This is a genomic window from Lentilactobacillus raoultii (assembly GCF_900411375.1).
GTDB classification, from domain to species: Bacteria; Bacillota; Bacilli; order Lactobacillales; family Lactobacillaceae; genus Lentilactobacillus; species Lentilactobacillus raoultii.
On sequence record NZ_LS422994.1, the window covers coordinates 1 to 18341 of the forward strand.

An 18341-nucleotide genomic window follows, 5' to 3' on the forward strand; every position below is an offset into this window, starting at 1 on the left:
AGCACTCCTTTGTATCTTTCTTTTGTCAATTAAAGTATACAGCGCAGGAGCCCTTGCGTTTTAATTTTGATCAGAAAAAGCCAAAAATCACGCAATATTGAAGTGATTTTTAGCTTTCAAGTTTCAGAAGCAACAATTAAAAGAGGGGCTAAGAAAATGGATAAATTGGCGGAAAAACAAAGGAACAAATAGTAAGTGCTCCAAGCCAACAAAAAAGAGTCCAGCCTGATTACTCGACTTGAACTCCGTGGCGTTTTTTAACTCAAACGCATTCTAAAAATAACTTTAAGTGTCGGCATTGCTTTTCTTAGTGGTTGAATGGCCGCATGTTTAATGGTTTGGTCTTCTTCGCGAAGTTCACTTTCCCGGATTGCCAGTAGCATCTTAGCTTCTCCGTCACCATCTGCAGCTCGGCGTTCTAATTCTTCCTTGGCGTAATGAGCGACCATCCCTTCGGAAAAGCAATGTGGATGAAGCCGTTTAAATAGGTCATAGTTACTATTTTCGTTAAACATTTTACTGTTAATCCCCCGTATTGATAATTTTAAACTAGTCACGAAAAAGACTAGGCCATTTTCACAGATAAGTCAATGGCTAATTAGGACAATTTATACTTCAAAAAAGCCACCCAGATTCTTTAGAATTTTGGGTGGCTTTTTGAAAGTTGAATTTATTAGAACGAGGATAAATCGAATGGGGCTTCGATTTAGATGTCAGAATATTGTTAACCTCGTTTTAACAACTGAGTTGATTATTTAGCAGCTTTGGCGTGGCGTTCTGCCAAGTCAGCTTTGATTTGTGGTTCCATCTTTTCATACTTGAAGTACAAGCACATGATCAGGGCCACAATTGCGTAAATAATAACTGGGAAGTAGATAAACGTAAAGTGGATAGCGGCTAAGGTATGAGCGGATTGAGTCTTGTTGGCAACGAATCCGGCAGCAGCCATAATCTTTGAAGGAATGAAGGCACCAAAGCCTGATCCTAATTGAATACAGAAGGCTGAACCAACGGCCGTTAAGAAACCAGGAGCTCGAATACCGGTCTTCCATTCACCAAAGTCAACCGTGTCGGCCAACATACCAAATGGCATCGCAACGGCAATTGAAGCACCGAAGATTCCGATGACCCAGGCAATGATAACCAAGGTGAAGTTGTTACCAACCAAGCCCATCATGATTTGACCGGCAGCACCAATGGCTAAACCGATAATCATGGTTAAAGTCTTGTTAGTGACTTTAGTAATGAATGGAATTGAAATGGTAGCAATGATTCCCAAAACTTGAAGTCCGTTAAAGACAGAAGTTAATTGTTCGTTACCCAAGTTGTATTTTGCGTAGTAAACAGAAATTCCGTTACGAGTTGACTGAGCAATCCAGTAAATCACGAAGGAAACAACCAAGATGTACCATGGATGGTTGCCGACCGTTGCTTTCAAAGAGTCTTTGAAAGGAATTGGCTTTTGAACGGCAATGGTTCGTTCTTTCATTCCCTTGAAAGCTAACCAAAGCAAGATGACAGCTAGGACACCAAAGAAGAACATTGTCCACATGAAGCCAACTTTGTCATCACCTTTACCCATGAAAGCAACCAGTGGTAAAGCAAAAGTACTGGTAATAAAGGATCCAAGGGCACCACCAACCATTCTAAATGAGTTGGCGTTCATTCGTTCTTGACCGTTGGTTGTTAAACTAGGAAGGATAGCAGTAATTGGTGTTTGAATACCGGTATAAACAACCCCAGCGGCTAAGATATAAGTGAAGCCGGCATACCACAACTTGGCAGTTCCGTGAAGATTTGGTGCGGTGAAAGCCAAGAAGGTTGCCACAGCGAATGGAATCGCCAACCAAAGGAAGTATGGTCGACTTTGACCCCATTTAGTGTGCGTATGATCAACAATTGATCCCCAAACTGGTGCACTGATGGCATCGAAGAATCGAGCAACCAGTAAAATCAATCCAGCACCAGCTGCGGTAATCCCGAAGACATCGGTATAGAAATAAAGAATATAACTTGAAATAGTTACGTATAGCAGATTTCCGGCCATATCAGTAAAGGAATAAGCAGTTTTTTCCCAAACTGACAGTTTAACGTTGGCTTTATCAGCGCTACTTGCAGCCGCAACGTCTGCACTCGTTGCATGTTTGTCCATTGTGTAGATCTCCTTTTTAATAATTTGTGAAACGGTCATGCAAGTGAAACAAAATTCGTTTCATCACCTCCTCAAGTGATTCCCTTAAGCCCAGGCCTTACACGAGTTGGGTCTTAGTGGTTCGACTCTTGGGGTTATAGAAAATAGTTGATTGATTAGTTTTGAAACTCTCCTGAGTATCTAAATTGATATATTCGCTGAGATAAGGTGCGAAGCTTTCAATTTGATATTGATCAGGTTCAACCTGTTTAACCTGGCCATTGACGACTTTCAATTGACCGTCTTGATCCGTGTAGAAGTACGTTTTTTGACCAAATCCGTTCAAGTAGGCAACTAGTTCTTCACCCATGTCCCAATCGTCTTCACCGGTATAACCATCTGGGAAGAGGCGGGCAAAAATACCGCCATCTGAAGCAAAGATCGATTGGCCAAAGCGATTTCGTGAAAGATCCGGTCGATTTAAATTTGGCCCGGCAATGCTGTAAGTTGAGGCAGCTTCACCAGGTGCCAGCATCCGATCAGTGGCGGTTGCATTTGAATCGTACATATAAAGCACGGCACCGGTTGCTCGATAGGCAGCTTCGACTAATTCAGGGTCTTGAAGTTTCTCACCGGCAATTTGAGCTGAAGCGGCAGTTACACCACCCCAAAGGGCATGAATCATGTAGGAGAGGGCTTCCCACCAACGATCGGGACTTTGAGAACGGAAGTCGTTACTAAAGCCGATGTTGGCCTTTAATAACTGACTATACGTGGTTGCAGCGGCAACTTTGCCATTTAATGCTAAAGCCCCGGTTGCCGGACCAAAGCCGGCGTTATCAAAGAAGTGTTCAGTCATCGCAGCTGCCAACGAATCGCTGTCTCTAGCCATTCGGTTGGTAACATTTTGCCAAGAAGTTGAGATTTCAGAATATTCCTTGGTTAAGCCGTTTTTCTTGAGGTCGGCCAACAAATCGTCAATGTAAAGGAAGTAAGTGCCAAGCATTTGAGCTTCTGTTTTACCACGTTCGTTATCATGCAAATCAGGATTGACTCGGACATCAAATACTTGAGCAGCCCATGTTAGGTAGTCCTTTGGTGAATGAAGTTTCAGATTCTCCGCCGGGCACTTTGATAAGAGATAGAACAGGTGAGCGATATATTCAAGATCCATGACCCGATAAAAGTCGCCGTACAGTTTACGTGGCTTCTTGAAATCGCCATCAACAAACCACTTTGGCCGAACATACTTCACGGCACTCTCTTCAACCTGGGCAATGTCTTTAGCGATATCGGCAACCCGGTTATCCAACAAGCACTCTTGCAAGACAAACGTCATTTTGCCAATTGATTCACCTTGATTGGAGATGGGACCAAAGCTGTAGGGTACCTTGCCGTCTTTACCAGCATATGAATGGTCCGAAATGTAGTTGGCCCGATTTTCAAGCAGTTCATTAATGGAACTCATGACGTTAAAGACACCCATATCGGTGGTGCCGTCGGTAAATTCCAGAAGCACTTGGTGTTCACCCAATCCCTTTGGCTGATAGACCAGCTGACCATTTTTAAGCTGATCGGTTAAGTCTTGGGTAATGAGGTCGTTTTGCTTTTTATAACGGACAGTAACTCGTTTTAACGTCTGATTCTTAGCCGTTTGAATCGAAAAGACTTGGTTGGCACCCTTTGAGACCATTGGCTCGAATGAGAAGCGGGGATGGCCATAGTTGAGTGCCTTTTGGTAAAAATCAGCCTTGTCGTCAAAAGCATTTAGATAGAATTCCCAATCCTTGGTTTCACCAGGCTCAATGGTCAATTTTTCCTGCGAATAAATCCAGTCATGGTGGGGACGTTGATCATCTTCATAGCCGCCTGCCAGGATCAGTTCATGAAAGAGCATGCCATCCAGGGAAGGGGAAACGTTTTCAAAGAAGCGGTTAGTGTATTCGTTAAACGTGCCAACGGATAAGACCCTTCCAGCTGTTTGATAAACGCCCATGTTTGGCGCTGTATTGTCCCGTCTGATTGCGGCCAACTTTGTGTAGTTATCTGAGATTTGTGGGAAAACCGCGACCGATTGATTTGCATTGCGATGAACGTTCTTATCGCGAAACATCACGTAAGCTAAACTGATCCAAAGCCCTAAGCTGTCAATAGTTACATCTTCTGAACCGTGGTTGGTAATTGAGAAGTGCCATTTCAACGCTTCATTAACCAATTCAAATTGCTGAACGATGGTCAGACCGTTAATGTGAAAAGTGGCTTGACTGTGGGTTTGATCACCGGAAAGAGTCGGTTGTTGATCGATACTGCGGTATTTCTTGCCGGTGACGGTGATATTGAACTCACCGAAGAGCTTATCAGTGTCTTGATATCCAAGCGATTGTAGGTAAGCCGGGTCAATGACCCAATTCATATTGCTTTTATCATTGTTTAATTTTAAATTTGTGATGGCGCCTCGATCATTTTGCAGAACGGTCAGAAATTTTGACTCCATTAAAATACCTCCAGTTTCTCTTTTCTTAATTAATTATTTAACGGACGCCAAGGTTTCAATCTTGTTGATATTAGCAATATCAAAGTTCAAGCTTTCATAATCCAAAGGTTCAATCTTAATGTTTAACTTGTTGCGGCCTTTGGTGACATCTAATGGTAACGGATAGATATAATAGGAATCTTCCGGCCATTCATCGCTTGACATCGTTTGAGTGAAGAGCACTTTTTGGTCGTCTTCGATTTGGAAGCTGTAAATATCGCCATCTAAACGGTCATAAGTGATCTTCAAGTAGTTCTTTTTATCCGGTTCAACGGCTAACGTCCATTGATGATCCGAGGCATTGTTTTGGCTATCAAGTGTTTTGGCAATCGGCTCCTCAGGAACTTTAACGAAGACGTTATAAGGGGTTTCTCCTGGAATTTCAGGAAGGGACTTGAAGATAATGCCAGTGCCCTTCAAACGGAATTGATTCTTGCCCTCAACTTTTTCCAATTGCTGCAAGTAATCCTTTGCACTAACCGTTGCAGCAGGCAAATCTTTAACTTGGGCTGCTAGGAGAAGTGGGCCGTAGTAAATGGCAATTCGGTTAAAGCGATCGGCCATTGTTTGATAGCGTAAGGTGAAGTCAAATTCAATTTTAATTTCTGATCGCTTACCCCATTCACGTGTCAAAGCAACAAAGCCATTTTCAGGGGTTGCATTAACAGCTTGACCATCAACCAAGATTTGAGTTTCGTTGCTCCACTTTGGCACCCTGACATAGATGGTAAATGATTGTTTCTTGTCAGATTCAACAACGATGTGGGCATTGTGCTGATCCGGATAGTGGGCGTCTTGCGTAATCTTAATGCCGCGATCCTTCAAGTTAAGGATTGAATCGAAGTATTGGGCAACGTAAATGTCATCATTATCTTGATAATAGATGCCATCGACTAAAGTAGCATGGCGTTCAGTGCCACTACCAACACAGCACCAGAAGCCGCCACGGTCAAAGTGCTTAATAGAATTTGGTGCAACACTCAGATTATAAAGGTATTCAGCAATAGCACTGTCATTATTTTGTTGGGCCATAATGGCATTGGCAAAGCGAATTTCGTAATCATCCATCAAGACTGGATCCTTGGTGTCGGCGAACAATTCTGAACTTAAGTAGTTCAAGTCATGACTGCAGCAACTCTCACCATTTAATTTGGAGAGGTGTTTGAAGAACATTTGCGGGTAATCATATAATTCGGAACCGTAGTCAGCAGGTGCCGGATAAGCAGAACGACCTGAAATGCCCTTGGTTGGCAATTCATGACCGGTATGCATCCAGTTCATGTAATTTTCGACACCCTTTTTGTAGGCTTCATCACCGCTGACGTGATAATACTCGAGCATTCCCTCAGCACAAACAAGTTCGGTATTTGAATGCATTGAATAGTAACCAAGTTTGTCATCATTATTGATTAACATGTCTCTGAACCATTTGCGATCAAATTTTTCAGCGAGGTTAAAAATGTCTTGGTTCTTTTTATCGGTTAGTTCGTAAAGTCGAAGCAACGTTCGCTGCATGGCACCAAATTCCTGATGGAAGATGTAATGGCCTGATCCTTGATACCAGCGAGTATCCAACATGGCTTGAATCCGTTCAGGCGTTAATTTGGCCATCCGTTTCTCAATGTAGCTGGTCAAATTCTTGACTAATTGAAGGGCCGTTTGGTTACCAGCATATTCATAGGCGTCCATTAAGCCATCCATCAATTTCTGAATAGCGTAGTAGGGAACGTAGTGGTTACCGTTGAATCGGAGATGCTCCAAGTTATCAAAGCGCTTTTCCGGTTCGGCAGCTAAGAATCCAGGATATTCAGCAGTTGTATTGAATTTATCCTGAACTTCTTTTAGACCGTCAATAATTTGATTAATCCGATCTTTTAATTCAGCAGCTTGGGCGTTTTCAGGATCGGCATTGGTTAATAAAACGTAGCTTTTGGAAGCGCCTGATAGATAATGACCGGTAAAATGGCCACGGAAGAACCAATCCGGTGATTCCCAGACGGTCAGGGGTGTGGCACCCTTTGTGTCCATTCCTGCATTTTTGCGATAATTATATAAAAGTTGATCCGGTGTGAGCGACAGCATCCAGTTGATGTTGCGTTCGAATTTCTCCTTAATTGTTGAATTCGGGAGATAGTTAAGATCATAATATGATACCGGTTTCATTTTTAATGCATCCTTTCTGCGAATCTGTGATTAAAGCATCTTGACGATGATCGTCAATCTGTAACCGCTTACGTATATAAGAATACAACTTTTACACATTATTAAAATCTTAAATCCACTAAATTATTTATAATAATTAACATAAACTCAATTTTTCACAATATGAGTTGTTAATCGCTTACAATCCTAATAAATGCGGGGATTTACAAACTTGCTAATTTTGATTTATAATATTCGAGTCCCAGATGGTCAGAATCATCGAATCGGTTTTTATAATATTCAAAAGCTGATTTACAATATTCAAATGTTTGGCTAAAAAATTATTGACAATTATTAGGAGGCTCACGCAAATGACAACTCAATATCTATCGATTTCTTGTTTACCATTACCAACCTATGTGCAAAGTGGCCACGTGATTTTTAACCCGGGAGAGCGCCATCCCAATCGAAACAATTTTCAATTTTTTGTGATGATGTTTATGGTACGGGGAAGGCTGTATATTGCTGAAGATGATGAGAAATACACGGTGAAGCCAGGCGAAATGTTTATCCTGCAGCCCAAACACCATCACTATTCCTGGAAACCAATGGATGAAACAACGGAATACTATTGGCTTCATTTTTCAGTCATCGGAGATTATGTGCAGGACAAGGAACCCAAACACCTTAGATCGATTATTCAAGTGCCATCGTTACACTATTACACGCCCGATGTGACGCTTTTTCTAAAAAAACATACGACAATTTCCAATATTGACGAGATTTTTCCCATTATTAAGAAGATTTTTCAAAATAGCGCTTCCCAAAATGCCGTCGGGTTCTGGCAAGCTCAACAACTCTTCATTGATCTGTTGCAACAGGTTCAGTCTCAAACGCCGGCTAAGTCTTCGACGGCCATATTGGCTGGTCAAATCCAACGGTACTTACGGGATCACTTTGATGAAAAAATTACAAATGAAAAACTTGGCAATCTTTTTCACGTTCACCCAAATTCAGTCACTTCTAGTATGAAGAAAACGTTTGGGATTACGCCAAACCTGTTTTTAACGCAGTATCGGTTAGAGGAAGCGGTTAAGCGGCTCTTATCAACGTCTGAGCAAATCAGCAAAATTGCGGCCGATGTTGGTTATCAAAATGTCTATTATTTTTCCATGACGTTTAAAAAGTATTATGGAGTGTCACCGTTGACGTATCGAAAACACTACAATAACATTGAAAAATAATGGCGGTTACCACTTCACTTAACTAAAATAGCAGGCAAAAAGTCATATAAACAACTTTTGCCCGCTATTTAACTGACTTGATGACACAAAAAAACAAATTTCTCCACTTTTTGTATTGATTTGTGAGTTTTTAAAATTATGATAAGCGCTTACAATATTTTAAAGATATTTATATAAGAGTTTTACTCACTTTAGTCAAAAATTTAATTTGCAATTATGGGTTATCAAAGTAAGGGAAGAGTTAGTTATGGCCAATCAATACTTATCAATTTCGTGTCTACCGTTACCAACGTATGTGCAAAGCGGCCACGTCATTTTTAATCCTGGGGAACGTCACCCTAATCGGAATAATTTTCAATTTTTTGTCATGATGTTTATGGTACGGGGAAAGCTTTACATTGCAGAAGATGATCAAAAGTACACGGTTCAACCCGGTGAAATGTTTATCTTACAGCCGAAGCATCACCATTATTCTTGGAAGCCAATGGACGAGGTGACGGAATATTATTGGATTCATTTTTCAGTAATCGGTGACTACCGCCAATCCAAAGAATTTAAACAATTACAATCCATTATTCAGGTACCGTCGCTGCATTATTACACACCAGATATTACGCTATTTTTAAATAAACATGTTCATTTAACTAATATTGAAAGCGCTTGTTCAGTTGTGAAAAAGATTTTTCAAAGTAGTGCTGCCCAAAATTCAGTTGGCTTTTGGCAGGCTCAACAATTATTTATTGATTTATTACAACAGGTCCAATCTCAAACACCGGCTAAGTCGACAACGACTATCTTAGCAAGCGAAATTCAACGTTATTTACGTGATCATTTTGATGAAAAAATTACAAATGAAAAATTGGGGGATATTTTTCATGTCCATCCTAATTCGATCACGACCAGTATGAAAAAGACGTTTGGGATTACGCCCAATGCGTTCTTAACCAAGTACCGGTTGGAAGAAGCGGTCAAACGACTTTTATCAACTTCGGAACAAATCAGTAAGATTGCGGCCGACGTTGGTTATCAAAATGTCTATTATTTTTCAATGACCTTTAAACGGTGTTATGGGCTTTCACCGCTAACTTATCGTAAACGTTATAACGATAAATAAAAAAACGCCAATTGGTGGAAAATCTGGCAAATAATGCTTGATTTTCCACTTTTTTAGCGCTGATTTTTCGAATTTTTCTACTTTTTGTACAAAATTGTGAGTTTTCCGATTTTGAAGCAGTGCTTACAATGACGTTTGTAAGATCTTACAAGAGACACTAAATTCGGGATTCATTGAAAGGAATCAAAATCATGAAATTTGAATTAGAACAGATTTCTGCTGAAAAACCATTAATTAAAAAAATGATCTGTCGAGATGGCGATAATCAATTTGACTTTAGTACAAACAAAGCCAAAATTAAGCGCGACGGCCAAGGCTTTTATCAATTAGGCGATCTTGAAATTGCCATTCGACCTTTGGATTGTCAGCAATGGGCCTTTTATGACACTAAGGATGACCAAGCACTTTCGACTTTTCCGCTTAAAGTCCACCGAAAGTGGCAAGTAGAAGGTGATCACGTTGAGTTTGACGTTCAGATAGAAAATCCCACTACCAACCATTATGAAATTGGCGGTTTAGGCTTTGCGATGATTTTCAATCAAATTTTTACTGACAATACATTGGATGAGAGTCATACTAATAGTGGCTTCATTGACCCTTATATTGGCTTGGATGCCGGCTACTTGCAGATTACCCGGTTAAATGGTCAGGCACCGGTATTATTGGTCTTACCTCAAACAGGAACCCAGTTTGAAGCCTATCGTCCCTTACTTGATGACCAAACTCATCGAGACGTTCATTTTGAAGGCTTCTATGAATGGACTGTTTTTTCAAAAGCATACTATCAAACTGAGTGGGATAATAAGCGTCAATGGAACAATGCGACGTCGACAGTCATTGCGCCAAATGAGACTCGTCATTTTGGGTTGCGGTTTATCGGCCTCCAAAATCCCCGTGAAATTCCGACAACTTTATTGAACCATCAATTGCCAACCGTGGACTCATTTCCGGGTTACGTTCTTCATGGCCAGGAAAAAGCTAAATTATTTATTGATTCTAAGCAACCGGTTTCATCGATGACAACCTTTCCGGAAGGGGTCATTAATGTTGAGATGGAAAAGCCGAATGCGATTTACCAAATCAGCCGTTTAGGGGACAGTCACGGGCAGGTCAGGCTAACCATCGTCTATGAAGATGGGACTCGCCAAACCATTAATTACTTTGTGACCCAATCGGCTAAAGAAAATGTTCAAAAATTGGCCGATTTCCACATGACCCACCAGTGGTTATCAAAGGACGATCAATTTGGCCGAAAACATTCCTTTATGACTTATGATCGTGATGATGATCGTCAAGTACTAGGCGAGAAACGGTCTTTTATTTCGGGTGACTCTGATGAAGCCGGTGCGGGGCCCAACTTACTAATGGCGATGAAAAATCTATTAATGCCGGATGCAAAACAGGTGAAGTGCTTAGAAGAATACGTCGATGAGGTTCTTTGGACACATTTACAGAATGATGATTACAGCATCAAAGCTAGTCTTTACTATAGTGACCAGCATGGCTGGGATCAGAAAAGAAGCTCAGAAACCTGGCGGGCCTATAACTATCCGCACCAGGCCGCCATTTATTGGGTGATGTATCGACTGGCCCGCAATTATGATGGTTTGGTGACTAATCACGGTTGGCAATGGTATCTTAAACAAGCTTATGAAACGGTGATGGCGATGCATCGATTCTGTGGGAAGGATGCCTTCCTATCACTTGAACAATACGGCTTAATGGTCGGTAGTGTCCATTTACTGATTTTTAATGATTTACAAAATGAACATTGGGAAGCTGAAATCAACGCATTTAGAAACTATATGCATTTGCGCTACCGAAATTGGACAACGTTGCGATATCCATACGGAAGTGAAATGCCATGGGATTCAACCGGTCAAGAAGAAGTCTATACTTGGTGTCATTACTTTGGCAATGCACGTCTAGCAAAACGAACTATTCAATCGATCATGGCCTATACGCCGGCCATCCCGCATTGGGGGTATAATGGTGCTTCGAGAAGGTATTTTGATTCGTTTGTTTATGGCAAGTTACACCGGATTAGCCGGGAATTCGATCATTATGCGTCGAGTTTGAATGCCATTGCAATTTTGGATCATTACAAAAGCAGCCGTCAAAGTGACCTTTACCAATTGAAAGTCGGTTACGCTGCCTCAACCAGTCCACTCACCTCAATTGATCAACGCGGCTTTGCGTCAATGGCCTTTTTGGCAGATCCGGCAGTCATGGACTTTGATCCTTATACCTCGGATTTTGGCCAGGCTTTTTATGGGTACGTTCATGATGCAGGACAGTATAGTTACCATGATCTTAAAAGGGGCTGGTTATCATTTGGTGGGCGCTTGGTTGAGCATGGCCAACAGCTGACACTGGTTCCTGAAGATGCTTTTCGAAGGCGACTCTTTTTGCACGATGATCAACTTAATTTTGAAATCTTTTCAGAAACCAAGGGCATTAAACAAGTTGATTTCGATGTTGAAGAGCGTTTAGTTATAATTGAATTTGAAGCAAGTGGTCAAATTGTGCCCAATCACTTACGACTTAAAACAACTGATAATTTAGTGCCGGTTGATCATGTTCAAAAGAAACGTGGGGCTTATCAATTTGGTGCTGATTCAAAAACAATTCAGTTGAAGCTGGTCTAGTTTGGGAAGCCCTGTTTGACACCAGATCTATCTGGTATTCGGTAAAATGAAAGTAGGCGCTTAAATGACTAAAAAATAGGAAGTGCAACTAAAATGGCCGATAAAAATGAAAAAGTTCTCCATGACGGTTGGGATGAGTATCAAAACAGACGAATTTATAAGCCTAGAGGCAAAATCGGGATTTTAAGATCAGCCGGTTTTGGAAGTTACAGTTTTTTGGGACCCGCAGTTGGCTTAATCTGTTATAACTACATTTCATACTTTTATACTTACTTCTGTGGATTAACGCCGCTTGAGGTGGCTGTGTTGCTGATTATCGGGCGGGTATTAGCCTCTGGTGTTGCCCTTTGGATTGGCCATTTTTCTGATTCACTCTATCGGTTTAGATTCGGGAGAAAATATGGACGCCGACACTTTTTCATTTTGATGACCGTTCCGTTTCTGTGTTATGCCATGTTGATTCCAATCGCTGGCTTGAATTTTTGGTATTATTTTATAACGTATTCGATCTTATTGGCATTCTTTAATACAATTCACCTGCCTTGGATGACGTTACCGTCTGAAATGACTGATTCGTATAAAATTAGAACATTGATGGGGACTATTAGAACGGTTGTTGCCGCAATTTTAAACACCCTTGCGGCCTTCGTTGTGGGGCAGGTGTTAAATCAATGGCCGAAAAATGATCCAAAGATTTACCTTTACCTGCAAATTAGTCTTTCAATCGTCGGGATTATTTTTACGTTGATCACTTACTTTACGACTTGGGAACACTTTGTGACTAGGCATGAAGCCCAACTGATGGAAGCTCAGCGTCATCTGGGAAACAATATTTCTGCTTCTATTTGGACCAATTTTAAGGAATCCTGGCACGAATTTGGCGAGATTTTTCGCATTAAAACTTTCAGAAAACATTTATTCATTGACGGTGCGGATCAAATGGCCGGCAATTTGAATGGGTTGATTTTAACGTACTTTGTGGTTAACGTATTAGGACTGAATGCTTCGGTGACGGCTTATCTTTCATCCCTTAGTACTTTTATGGGGATCTTTATCATGATGTTGGCCGGCTACCTATTAAACAAATTTGCCCCGCGTTATATGTATGGCATTGCTTACGGAATGGCACTGATTGCCTGTGTTGGTTTTGGCCTGCTTGGCTTTTTAAAGCCGGCTCACATGATGTGGCTATTGATCATTCAGATGTTTTCGATTTTTGGTGGCCAACTCTATGGTTTTATTCCCGGCACGGTTTTTCCGTCTTTACCGGTTATGGATACATTGCTGACCGGTCAAAACAGAGCCGGTTTGTTTGCCTCCTTAACCGGCGCCTTTGAACAGGGGGGCTTTGTGGTAACGAACCTCCTTGGGGAAGGCATTCTTCAATTATCTGGCTTTCAGAGCGGTACTTCCGGTGCGGTTGATCAATCGTTAACCGTTCAATTGACGCTGACGTTGATGATAAGTGTCGGCGTGGGTATTTTCTTCTTTGTAGCACTTTATAATGGATTAACGTTTAAAGCTGATCGAAAGAAGTTAGATATTATCAGTATGGAAGTTAAGCGATTACAAGCAGGTGGTAAAAAAGCTGACGCCACTGAAGATGTTAAACGGATAACCAAAGAGTTAACGGGTCAATCCTATGATTCAATTACTGCTTGGAATAAATAGTTTTTAACCTCAACGATGAATAAAGTTGATCGTCACTTTATTTTGGAAAAGTAATCGTTAAAAAAGAGACCGTCATTCAGGAAAACACCTGATGGCAGTCTCTTTTAGTTAATAAATTGTCGATTCATCCAAGCCTTTTTCCAAGAGAGAAACAATTTTTCCCACGTCGTAGCCGGGGTCGATAGCTGGATTATTAAGGAAGGTATTAGTGAACGTATTTCGGTATTTTAAAGGTGTTAGTGAGGTATAGCTTTTAAAAATTCGAAAGAAGTATTTATAATCACTGAAGAAACATTTTTCAGCGATTTGCCTGACGGACAAATCAGTGGTCAATAACAGATAACGTGCTAAATTGATTTTTGACTGGTTAATGTAAGCTTTGATTGTCATGCCGGTTACTCGTTTGAAGAGACGGGCCATATAATCTTTATTCATTTTGAAATGAACAGCAATGTCCGCCACCTTTAAATCGGTATTAACAGTGGTTCGAACCCATTCCTTGATTTTATTGACAATGCCTTCTTCATAACTTGATTGATTAATACTTTGCTGATAATCATTAGCTAATTCACTTAAATAAAAGGAAACAAAGTAATCGATTGAGACCAAGCTGGGGTTAGGCATGTGGGTGACATCCAGTAACTGGGCCGTTAACGCGAAAATCCGGTTAGGGTTGGTTAATTTAAAATATCGTGGCAGGATTACCGATGTTAATTGCTTGAAGTCTTTAGGGTAATTGTCAAGGCTTGAAATTGGTGCCTGATTCATAAAGTGCAGCCAGGTAAATTCGACCTTTTCGGTTGTCGGAGCAGTGCCGGCAATTGTCTCACCCGGAAAAACGCAGAGCACGCTTCCTTTGTTGAGAGTGTATGGCGTGTCATTAACCCGGACTTGGGTTTCATTGGCAGTGCCGATAAGGATTTCTGTATCTTTCTTCCGAGTTGAAACTGCGTGTTGCCAACCAACGTCGGCGGAAAAATGACCACTTTGGATGAATTTGACTGGATTTGACAGTTCAAATTGCATAAATTTCATTGGAATCGCCTTTCTAAACTAGAACCGGAGAAATGATAATAGTGTAGTTAATTGTAAGTTAAAGGTCAAGCTTAGGCAAATGAATCGGCGGGATGGCAACAAAATTGTTGAAGATACAGTGATGATAGACTAAATAAACAACGCGTTGATCAGCAGTTCTCTTAAGACTGTTAATCGACGCGTTGTTTGATTAATTCGTTAAGCTTGATGGGTGATTGTTAGCTGACTTTAATTTCTTTTGGCATTCCGGACAAATTCCATAAATTTCAATTTGCTGATGGTTGATTTGATAATCTGGCAGGTCACGCTGGATTAACTCAGTCAAGTTTGTCTTTAATTCGGTTACTTTACCACAGTTTTGGCAGATAAAGTGCCCATGAAGTGGGTTGGTAAAATCACACTGATATTTAATTTGCTGATGATTGTCAGCAAAGCGTTCTTCAACGATCCCCAATTGTTTTAGCTTTCGAATGTTCTTATAAACCGTATTGTGGCTCATATTGGGAAACCGTTGTCTCATATAATCATCGATTTGAGTGGTATTAAGGTAATGATCGCGATGGTCATTGAGATACGAAAGTAAAGTTAATCGTTGATGGGTCAGCTTTAATCGATGTTGCTGCAGCACATCCAATGCTTGTTGAAGTGTCAGTTGCATGCCATCCCTCCCCAAACGTCTTTCTGACGAAATTATTTGAAATCCAAATAAAGTTTGCTTGGTTGAATGCCCTGATTATTTGAATATTTACCGTTGATATACGTGTCTGCAATGTCATCGATGGTGTGGTAATAGATTTGGCAGATGTCAACGCCACCATATATTCGAACCGGTTTAAGGCAGAACATTTCGAGTGTCCAGAAACCCGAAAACCCAACGTCACCAAATCCTGCCGTTACGTGAATTGACAGGCCCAATCTACCGACTGACGAGCGGCCTTCAAGCATTGGCACAAATGATGTCGTCGTTGTTCGTTCAATGGTCCGGGCCAAGTACAATTGATTTGGTGAAAGCAGATAACCACTTTCCGGAATTTGAATTCGTTTGGTTTTAGGCGGCTTTTTCATATCCAGGATTGGATCCGTGTAGATCATTAATTCCGGATACAGCCGCAAATTATAGCTATTGGGATTAAGCTGTTTGGCAGAAAAGGGGCTGATCGTTAAGCCCTTTCCCTGATAATCTTGAATTTGGCGCCCTGATAAGATCGTCGATGTCACCACCTTTGTATTATGTTTTTATGTTAGTCAGCCGATTGCGTATTTAAGCCTTTTTCCTGGACATAGTTATAGAACAGTGACAAGCCATAAAAGGCGGATTCAATCGCTGAAATAAAGAAACTGACCGGTAAATTGGTAATGTAACTTAAGTAAAGGCCAACCCAAACGCCTAAGAGGGCCAGGATCACCGCCACAAGGGCCATTCCCCAAACCGTGTGGACCAGATATTTAGCAGCTGCGGCAGGAAGCGTCAAGAGAACAAAAATTAACAGAGAGCCGACAATTTGAGCTGAGACACTGACTGACAGAGCTAAAAGGATTAAAAAGGCAATCGACAAGGTCCGGGTCCATAAGCCTTCAACTTTTGAACCAATAGCATCGTAGGAGTCAAATTTAAGAAATCTAAAAATTGCCAACAGAACCAGCAAGACGAAAATTGACAGCGTCACCATTTGAACCACGTTTTGATGACTGATACCGATCACACTACCAAATAGAATATTTGTGGCATAGTTGGCATTTTTCTGTGAGAGCGACAGAAACAGAATCCCCAAGCCAATAAACAGTGAGGAAATTGCACTGATCGAATTTTCACGTCGGGAGGACTTCGCACCTAATTCACCGACCCCAATTGAACTAACCAAGGTAAAAATAAGCATACCGTCGATGGGCGGCCAGCCCATGAAGATCCCAAAAGCTGCGCCGGCAAAGCCGATTTCCGATAAGGTGTGAGTTAAAAAGGACATATTGCGGGCGACCACAAAGACACCCATGATCCCGGCAATAATTGAAATAATTGTGCCGGCTAAATAAGCATTTTGCATAAATGGATAACTAAGCATGTTGACGTTTCCCCCAAAGATTTGGATTTTCAAGTTCGCCGATCTCACCAAACTGGTAATGACCGGGTGTTAACAACAAGTAATCATCAGCATATTTTCGAGCCAGTGGCACATCGTGAGTGATAAAAATCACACTTAATTGTTCACTCTGGTTGAGCCATTTGACGACGTCCAGTAATTCAACCTTTGCGACGGGGTCTAAACTGGCAGTTGACTCGTCAAGAATTAGCAGATTAGGTTGATCAAGCAACGACTGTGCTAAATAAGCACGTTGCTTCTCACCACCGGAAGCCTTTCCCAACGGTCGATTTCGAATTTTATCCAAATTTGTCTTGATTAATAATTGATGAACGGATGCCCGTTCTTTGCGAGTGAGCCATGGCCACTTGAATTTAGCCAGGTTCAAACTAACAAAGTCTTTAATCGAAAGGGGGTAGTCAGCATCGATATTTCTAAATTGGGGCACGTAGCCGATTCGAACCGCCCTTCGAGAAGGGAAAAATCGAACACTGCCCGACGCGGGTTTGAGTTGATTTAAAATTACCCGAATCAAAGTGGTTTTACCAACCCCGTTTTCTCCCAAAATACAGAGAAAACGGCCACGATTAAGAGTGAAGCCAACTTGATTTAAAACCTGTTTTCCTGGAAAAGATACCGATAAGTTACGAACTTGGAGTATCGGCTCAGTCATAAAAATCACCACTTTCGAAAGATTACCTTTAATTATAAACAGTAACAGTTACTATTTAAAGTAAAAATAAAAAAATATTTTTGAACAGCGACAAAGTAGATGGATGAAGGCGTTCAGACGAGTGGTAAGAAAAACGGGGTTGACAAATGGCCTAATTTTTTTCATAATTATAAATCGTAACAATTACCATTACTGTGGAAATCAATACGAAAGAGAATGAAATGAGGTTACGAACATGGAAAAACAAGATTTAGCAAGTGCTCGCAGAAGGATGAAGAGTCCAAACATTAAAACACGAAAACGGGCTTTAAAAATTATTCACGAATATAAGCGTCAAAAGAAGGGCATTAGATAGTCGTTTGATTACTTGGCGTCGTTTAAATTGAGAGCTGGTTAAAAAATGCAAGTTATCGGAGTTCTTAGTGGAAAAGTTTATGTTCAGGGCAAAACCAAGGCGGAACTGTGCCGATTTCTCAATGGACAATATCCTTCGTATCGGGATAGTTCACGTCATCGAAAAACATTGAGACATCAAATTTTGCCCGAACCGCTGAAGCTTGTTACTGACAATTCAAATCGCTAGTCAAAAACCGGTTTTTATTTAAAACGAATTGCTCATGATCGACGGCTAATAGACCAAATTGAAGGGAGGGACAACATGGAGCGAGGAAAGTTGAATTCATCTGACTTAACAGATTTAGTTTATGGAAAAGTGTTTGTTGGTAACAATAGCGTTTTGGCCAGAATGCCGGATGATCCGGTTAATGATGACCGGCTTTATCTGCATCATGACGGCGCAAACTTTACGTTATATCAAGAGTCCAAAAAGGGGATCAAAATCTTGATTAACACGATTGATGGGGTAACAACCGCTTTATCGAATTTTCCAATTAAGGAGAATCACTTTGGCGGTCTGTACGTTGATCACCCGTCAATTCAAAAGAATTTGACACCCGGTCAGGCACAAGCCTTGTTTATCACACAATGAAGTGCCATTGTCACAATTAAATCGTTATTAATCACATTTACAAATTGGTTGGGGCAATATGAGTTATGTCCCAACCTTTTTTGA

Annotated in this window: 15 protein-coding genes; 6 read left to right on the forward strand and 9 right to left on the reverse strand. The window is 41.0% G+C overall.

Features of this window, described 5'->3' with window-relative positions; all coding sequences use genetic code 11:
- Window positions 1-257: 257 nt before the first annotated feature.
- From ED605_RS11080 to ED605_RS11095, 4 genes are all read right to left on the reverse strand, one after another.
- Window positions 258-515 (reverse strand): hypothetical protein, encoded by a 258-nt coding sequence (locus ED605_RS11080; RefSeq protein WP_121978957.1) that lies wholly within the window; start codon window positions 513-515, stop codon window positions 258-260.
- A 236-nt stretch (window positions 516-751) separates the two neighbouring features.
- On the reverse strand, window positions 752-2152 hold the full coding sequence (locus ED605_RS11085) for a glycoside-pentoside-hexuronide (GPH):cation symporter (RefSeq protein WP_121978977.1): 1401 nt from the start codon (window positions 2150-2152) through the stop codon (window positions 752-754).
- Between the two features lie 97 nt (window positions 2153-2249).
- Window positions 2250-4625: a hypothetical protein gene (locus ED605_RS11090; RefSeq protein ID WP_121978958.1), complete on the reverse strand. Its 2376-nt coding sequence runs from the start codon at window positions 4623-4625 to the stop codon at window positions 2250-2252.
- A gap of 33 nt (window positions 4626-4658) precedes the next feature.
- Window positions 4659-6827 (reverse strand): beta-L-arabinofuranosidase domain-containing protein, encoded by a 2169-nt coding sequence (locus ED605_RS11095; RefSeq protein ID WP_121978959.1) that lies wholly within the window; start codon window positions 6825-6827, stop codon window positions 4659-4661.
- 350 nt (window positions 6828-7177) lie between these two features.
- On the opposite strand from ED605_RS11095, the gene ED605_RS11100 reads away from it, so the two are divergent.
- The 4 genes from ED605_RS11100 to ED605_RS11115 all read left to right on the forward strand — a co-directional run bounded on the left by ED605_RS11100 (window position 7178) and on the right by ED605_RS11115 (window position 13483).
- Window positions 7178-8050 carry a helix-turn-helix domain-containing protein gene (locus ED605_RS11100; protein WP_121978960.1) on the forward strand — a complete coding sequence of 291 codons (873 nt, stop codon included), beginning with the start codon at window positions 7178-7180 and terminating at the stop codon, window positions 8048-8050.
- A gap of 247 nt (window positions 8051-8297) precedes the next feature.
- Window positions 8298-9164 (forward strand): helix-turn-helix domain-containing protein, encoded by an 867-nt coding sequence (locus ED605_RS11105; RefSeq protein WP_121978961.1) that lies wholly within the window; start codon window positions 8298-8300, stop codon window positions 9162-9164.
- A gap of 191 nt (window positions 9165-9355) precedes the next feature.
- Window positions 9356-11812: a DUF5695 domain-containing protein gene (locus ED605_RS11110; protein WP_121978962.1), complete on the forward strand. Its 2457-nt coding sequence runs from the start codon at window positions 9356-9358 to the stop codon at window positions 11810-11812.
- 93 nt (window positions 11813-11905) lie between these two features.
- Window positions 11906-13483 carry an MFS transporter gene (locus tag ED605_RS11115; protein WP_121978963.1) on the forward strand — a complete coding sequence of 526 codons (1578 nt, stop codon included), beginning with the start codon at window positions 11906-11908 and terminating at the stop codon, window positions 13481-13483.
- 108 nt (window positions 13484-13591) lie between these two features.
- Here ED605_RS11115 and ED605_RS11120 read toward each other — a convergent pair whose 3' ends face one another.
- From ED605_RS11120 to ED605_RS11140, 5 genes are all read right to left on the reverse strand, one after another.
- On the reverse strand, window positions 13592-14518 hold the full coding sequence (locus ED605_RS11120) for a helix-turn-helix domain-containing protein (protein WP_121978964.1): 927 nt from the start codon (window positions 14516-14518) through the stop codon (window positions 13592-13594).
- Window positions 14519-14708: 190 nt separating this feature from the next.
- Entirely contained in the window at window positions 14709-15176 is a 468-nt protein-coding gene (locus ED605_RS11125; RefSeq protein ID WP_121978965.1) for a Fur family transcriptional regulator, read from the reverse strand.
- Window positions 15177-15208: 32 nt separating this feature from the next.
- Entirely contained in the window at window positions 15209-15736 is a 528-nt protein-coding gene (gene dcd / locus ED605_RS11130) for a dCTP deaminase (RefSeq protein ID WP_225419115.1), read from the reverse strand.
- Window positions 15737-15759: 23 nt separating this feature from the next.
- Window positions 15760-16578, reverse strand: a complete 819-nt coding sequence (locus ED605_RS11135; protein ID WP_121978966.1) for a metal ABC transporter permease — start codon at window positions 16576-16578, stop codon at window positions 15760-15762.
- Window positions 16571-17269, reverse strand: a complete 699-nt coding sequence (locus ED605_RS11140; RefSeq protein ID WP_121978967.1) for a metal ABC transporter ATP-binding protein — start codon at window positions 17267-17269, stop codon at window positions 16571-16573. The genes ED605_RS11135 and ED605_RS11140 overlap by 8 nt, the downstream gene beginning before the upstream one ends.
- A gap of 235 nt (window positions 17270-17504) precedes the next feature.
- Between ED605_RS11140 and ED605_RS14650 the strand changes: the two genes are divergently transcribed.
- Entirely contained in the window at window positions 17505-17624 is a 120-nt protein-coding gene (locus ED605_RS14650) for a putative metal homeostasis protein (protein ID WP_162919799.1), read from the forward strand.
- Window positions 17625-17927: 303 nt separating this feature from the next.
- Complete coding sequence (locus tag ED605_RS11150) at window positions 17928-18257, forward strand: hypothetical protein (RefSeq protein ID WP_121978969.1); 330 nt, start codon at window positions 17928-17930, stop codon at window positions 18255-18257.
- The last annotated feature ends 84 nt before the right edge of the window (window positions 18258-18341 follow it).

Excerpts from the sequence above, each read along its gene's own strand:
- ED605_RS11080 (WP_121978957.1), bottom strand. The coding sequence starts at position 515 with ATGTTTAACGAAAATAGTAACTATGACCTATTTAAACGGCTTCATCCA.
- ED605_RS11085 (WP_121978977.1), bottom strand. The coding sequence starts at position 2,152 with ATGGACAAACATGCAACGAGTGCAGACGTTGCGGCTGCAAGTAGCGCT.
- ED605_RS11090 (WP_121978958.1), bottom strand. The coding sequence starts at position 4,625 with ATGGAGTCAAAATTTCTGACCGTTCTGCAAAATGATCGAGGCGCCATC.
- ED605_RS11095 (WP_121978959.1), bottom strand. The coding sequence starts at position 6,827 with ATGAAACCGGTATCATATTATGATCTTAACTATCTCCCGAATTCAACA.
- ED605_RS11100 (WP_121978960.1), top strand. The coding sequence starts at position 7,178 with ATGACAACTCAATATCTATCGATTTCTTGTTTACCATTACCAACCTAT.
- ED605_RS11105 (WP_121978961.1), top strand. The coding sequence starts at position 8,298 with ATGGCCAATCAATACTTATCAATTTCGTGTCTACCGTTACCAACGTAT.
- ED605_RS11110 (WP_121978962.1), top strand. The coding sequence starts at position 9,356 with ATGAAATTTGAATTAGAACAGATTTCTGCTGAAAAACCATTAATTAAA.
- ED605_RS11115 (WP_121978963.1), top strand. The coding sequence starts at position 11,906 with ATGGCCGATAAAAATGAAAAAGTTCTCCATGACGGTTGGGATGAGTAT.
- ED605_RS11120 (WP_121978964.1), bottom strand. The coding sequence starts at position 14,518 with ATGAAATTTATGCAATTTGAACTGTCAAATCCAGTCAAATTCATCCAA.
- ED605_RS11125 (WP_121978965.1), bottom strand. The coding sequence starts at position 15,176 with ATGCAACTGACACTTCAACAAGCATTGGATGTGCTGCAGCAACATCGA.
- ED605_RS11135 (WP_121978966.1), bottom strand. The coding sequence starts at position 16,578 with ATGCTTAGTTATCCATTTATGCAAAATGCTTATTTAGCCGGCACAATT.
- ED605_RS11140 (WP_121978967.1), bottom strand. The coding sequence starts at position 17,269 with ATGACTGAGCCGATACTCCAAGTTCGTAACTTATCGGTATCTTTTCCA.
- ED605_RS14650 (WP_162919799.1), top strand. The coding sequence starts at position 17,505 with ATGGAAAAACAAGATTTAGCAAGTGCTCGCAGAAGGATGAAGAGTCCA.
- ED605_RS11150 (WP_121978969.1), top strand. The coding sequence starts at position 17,928 with ATGGAGCGAGGAAAGTTGAATTCATCTGACTTAACAGATTTAGTTTAT.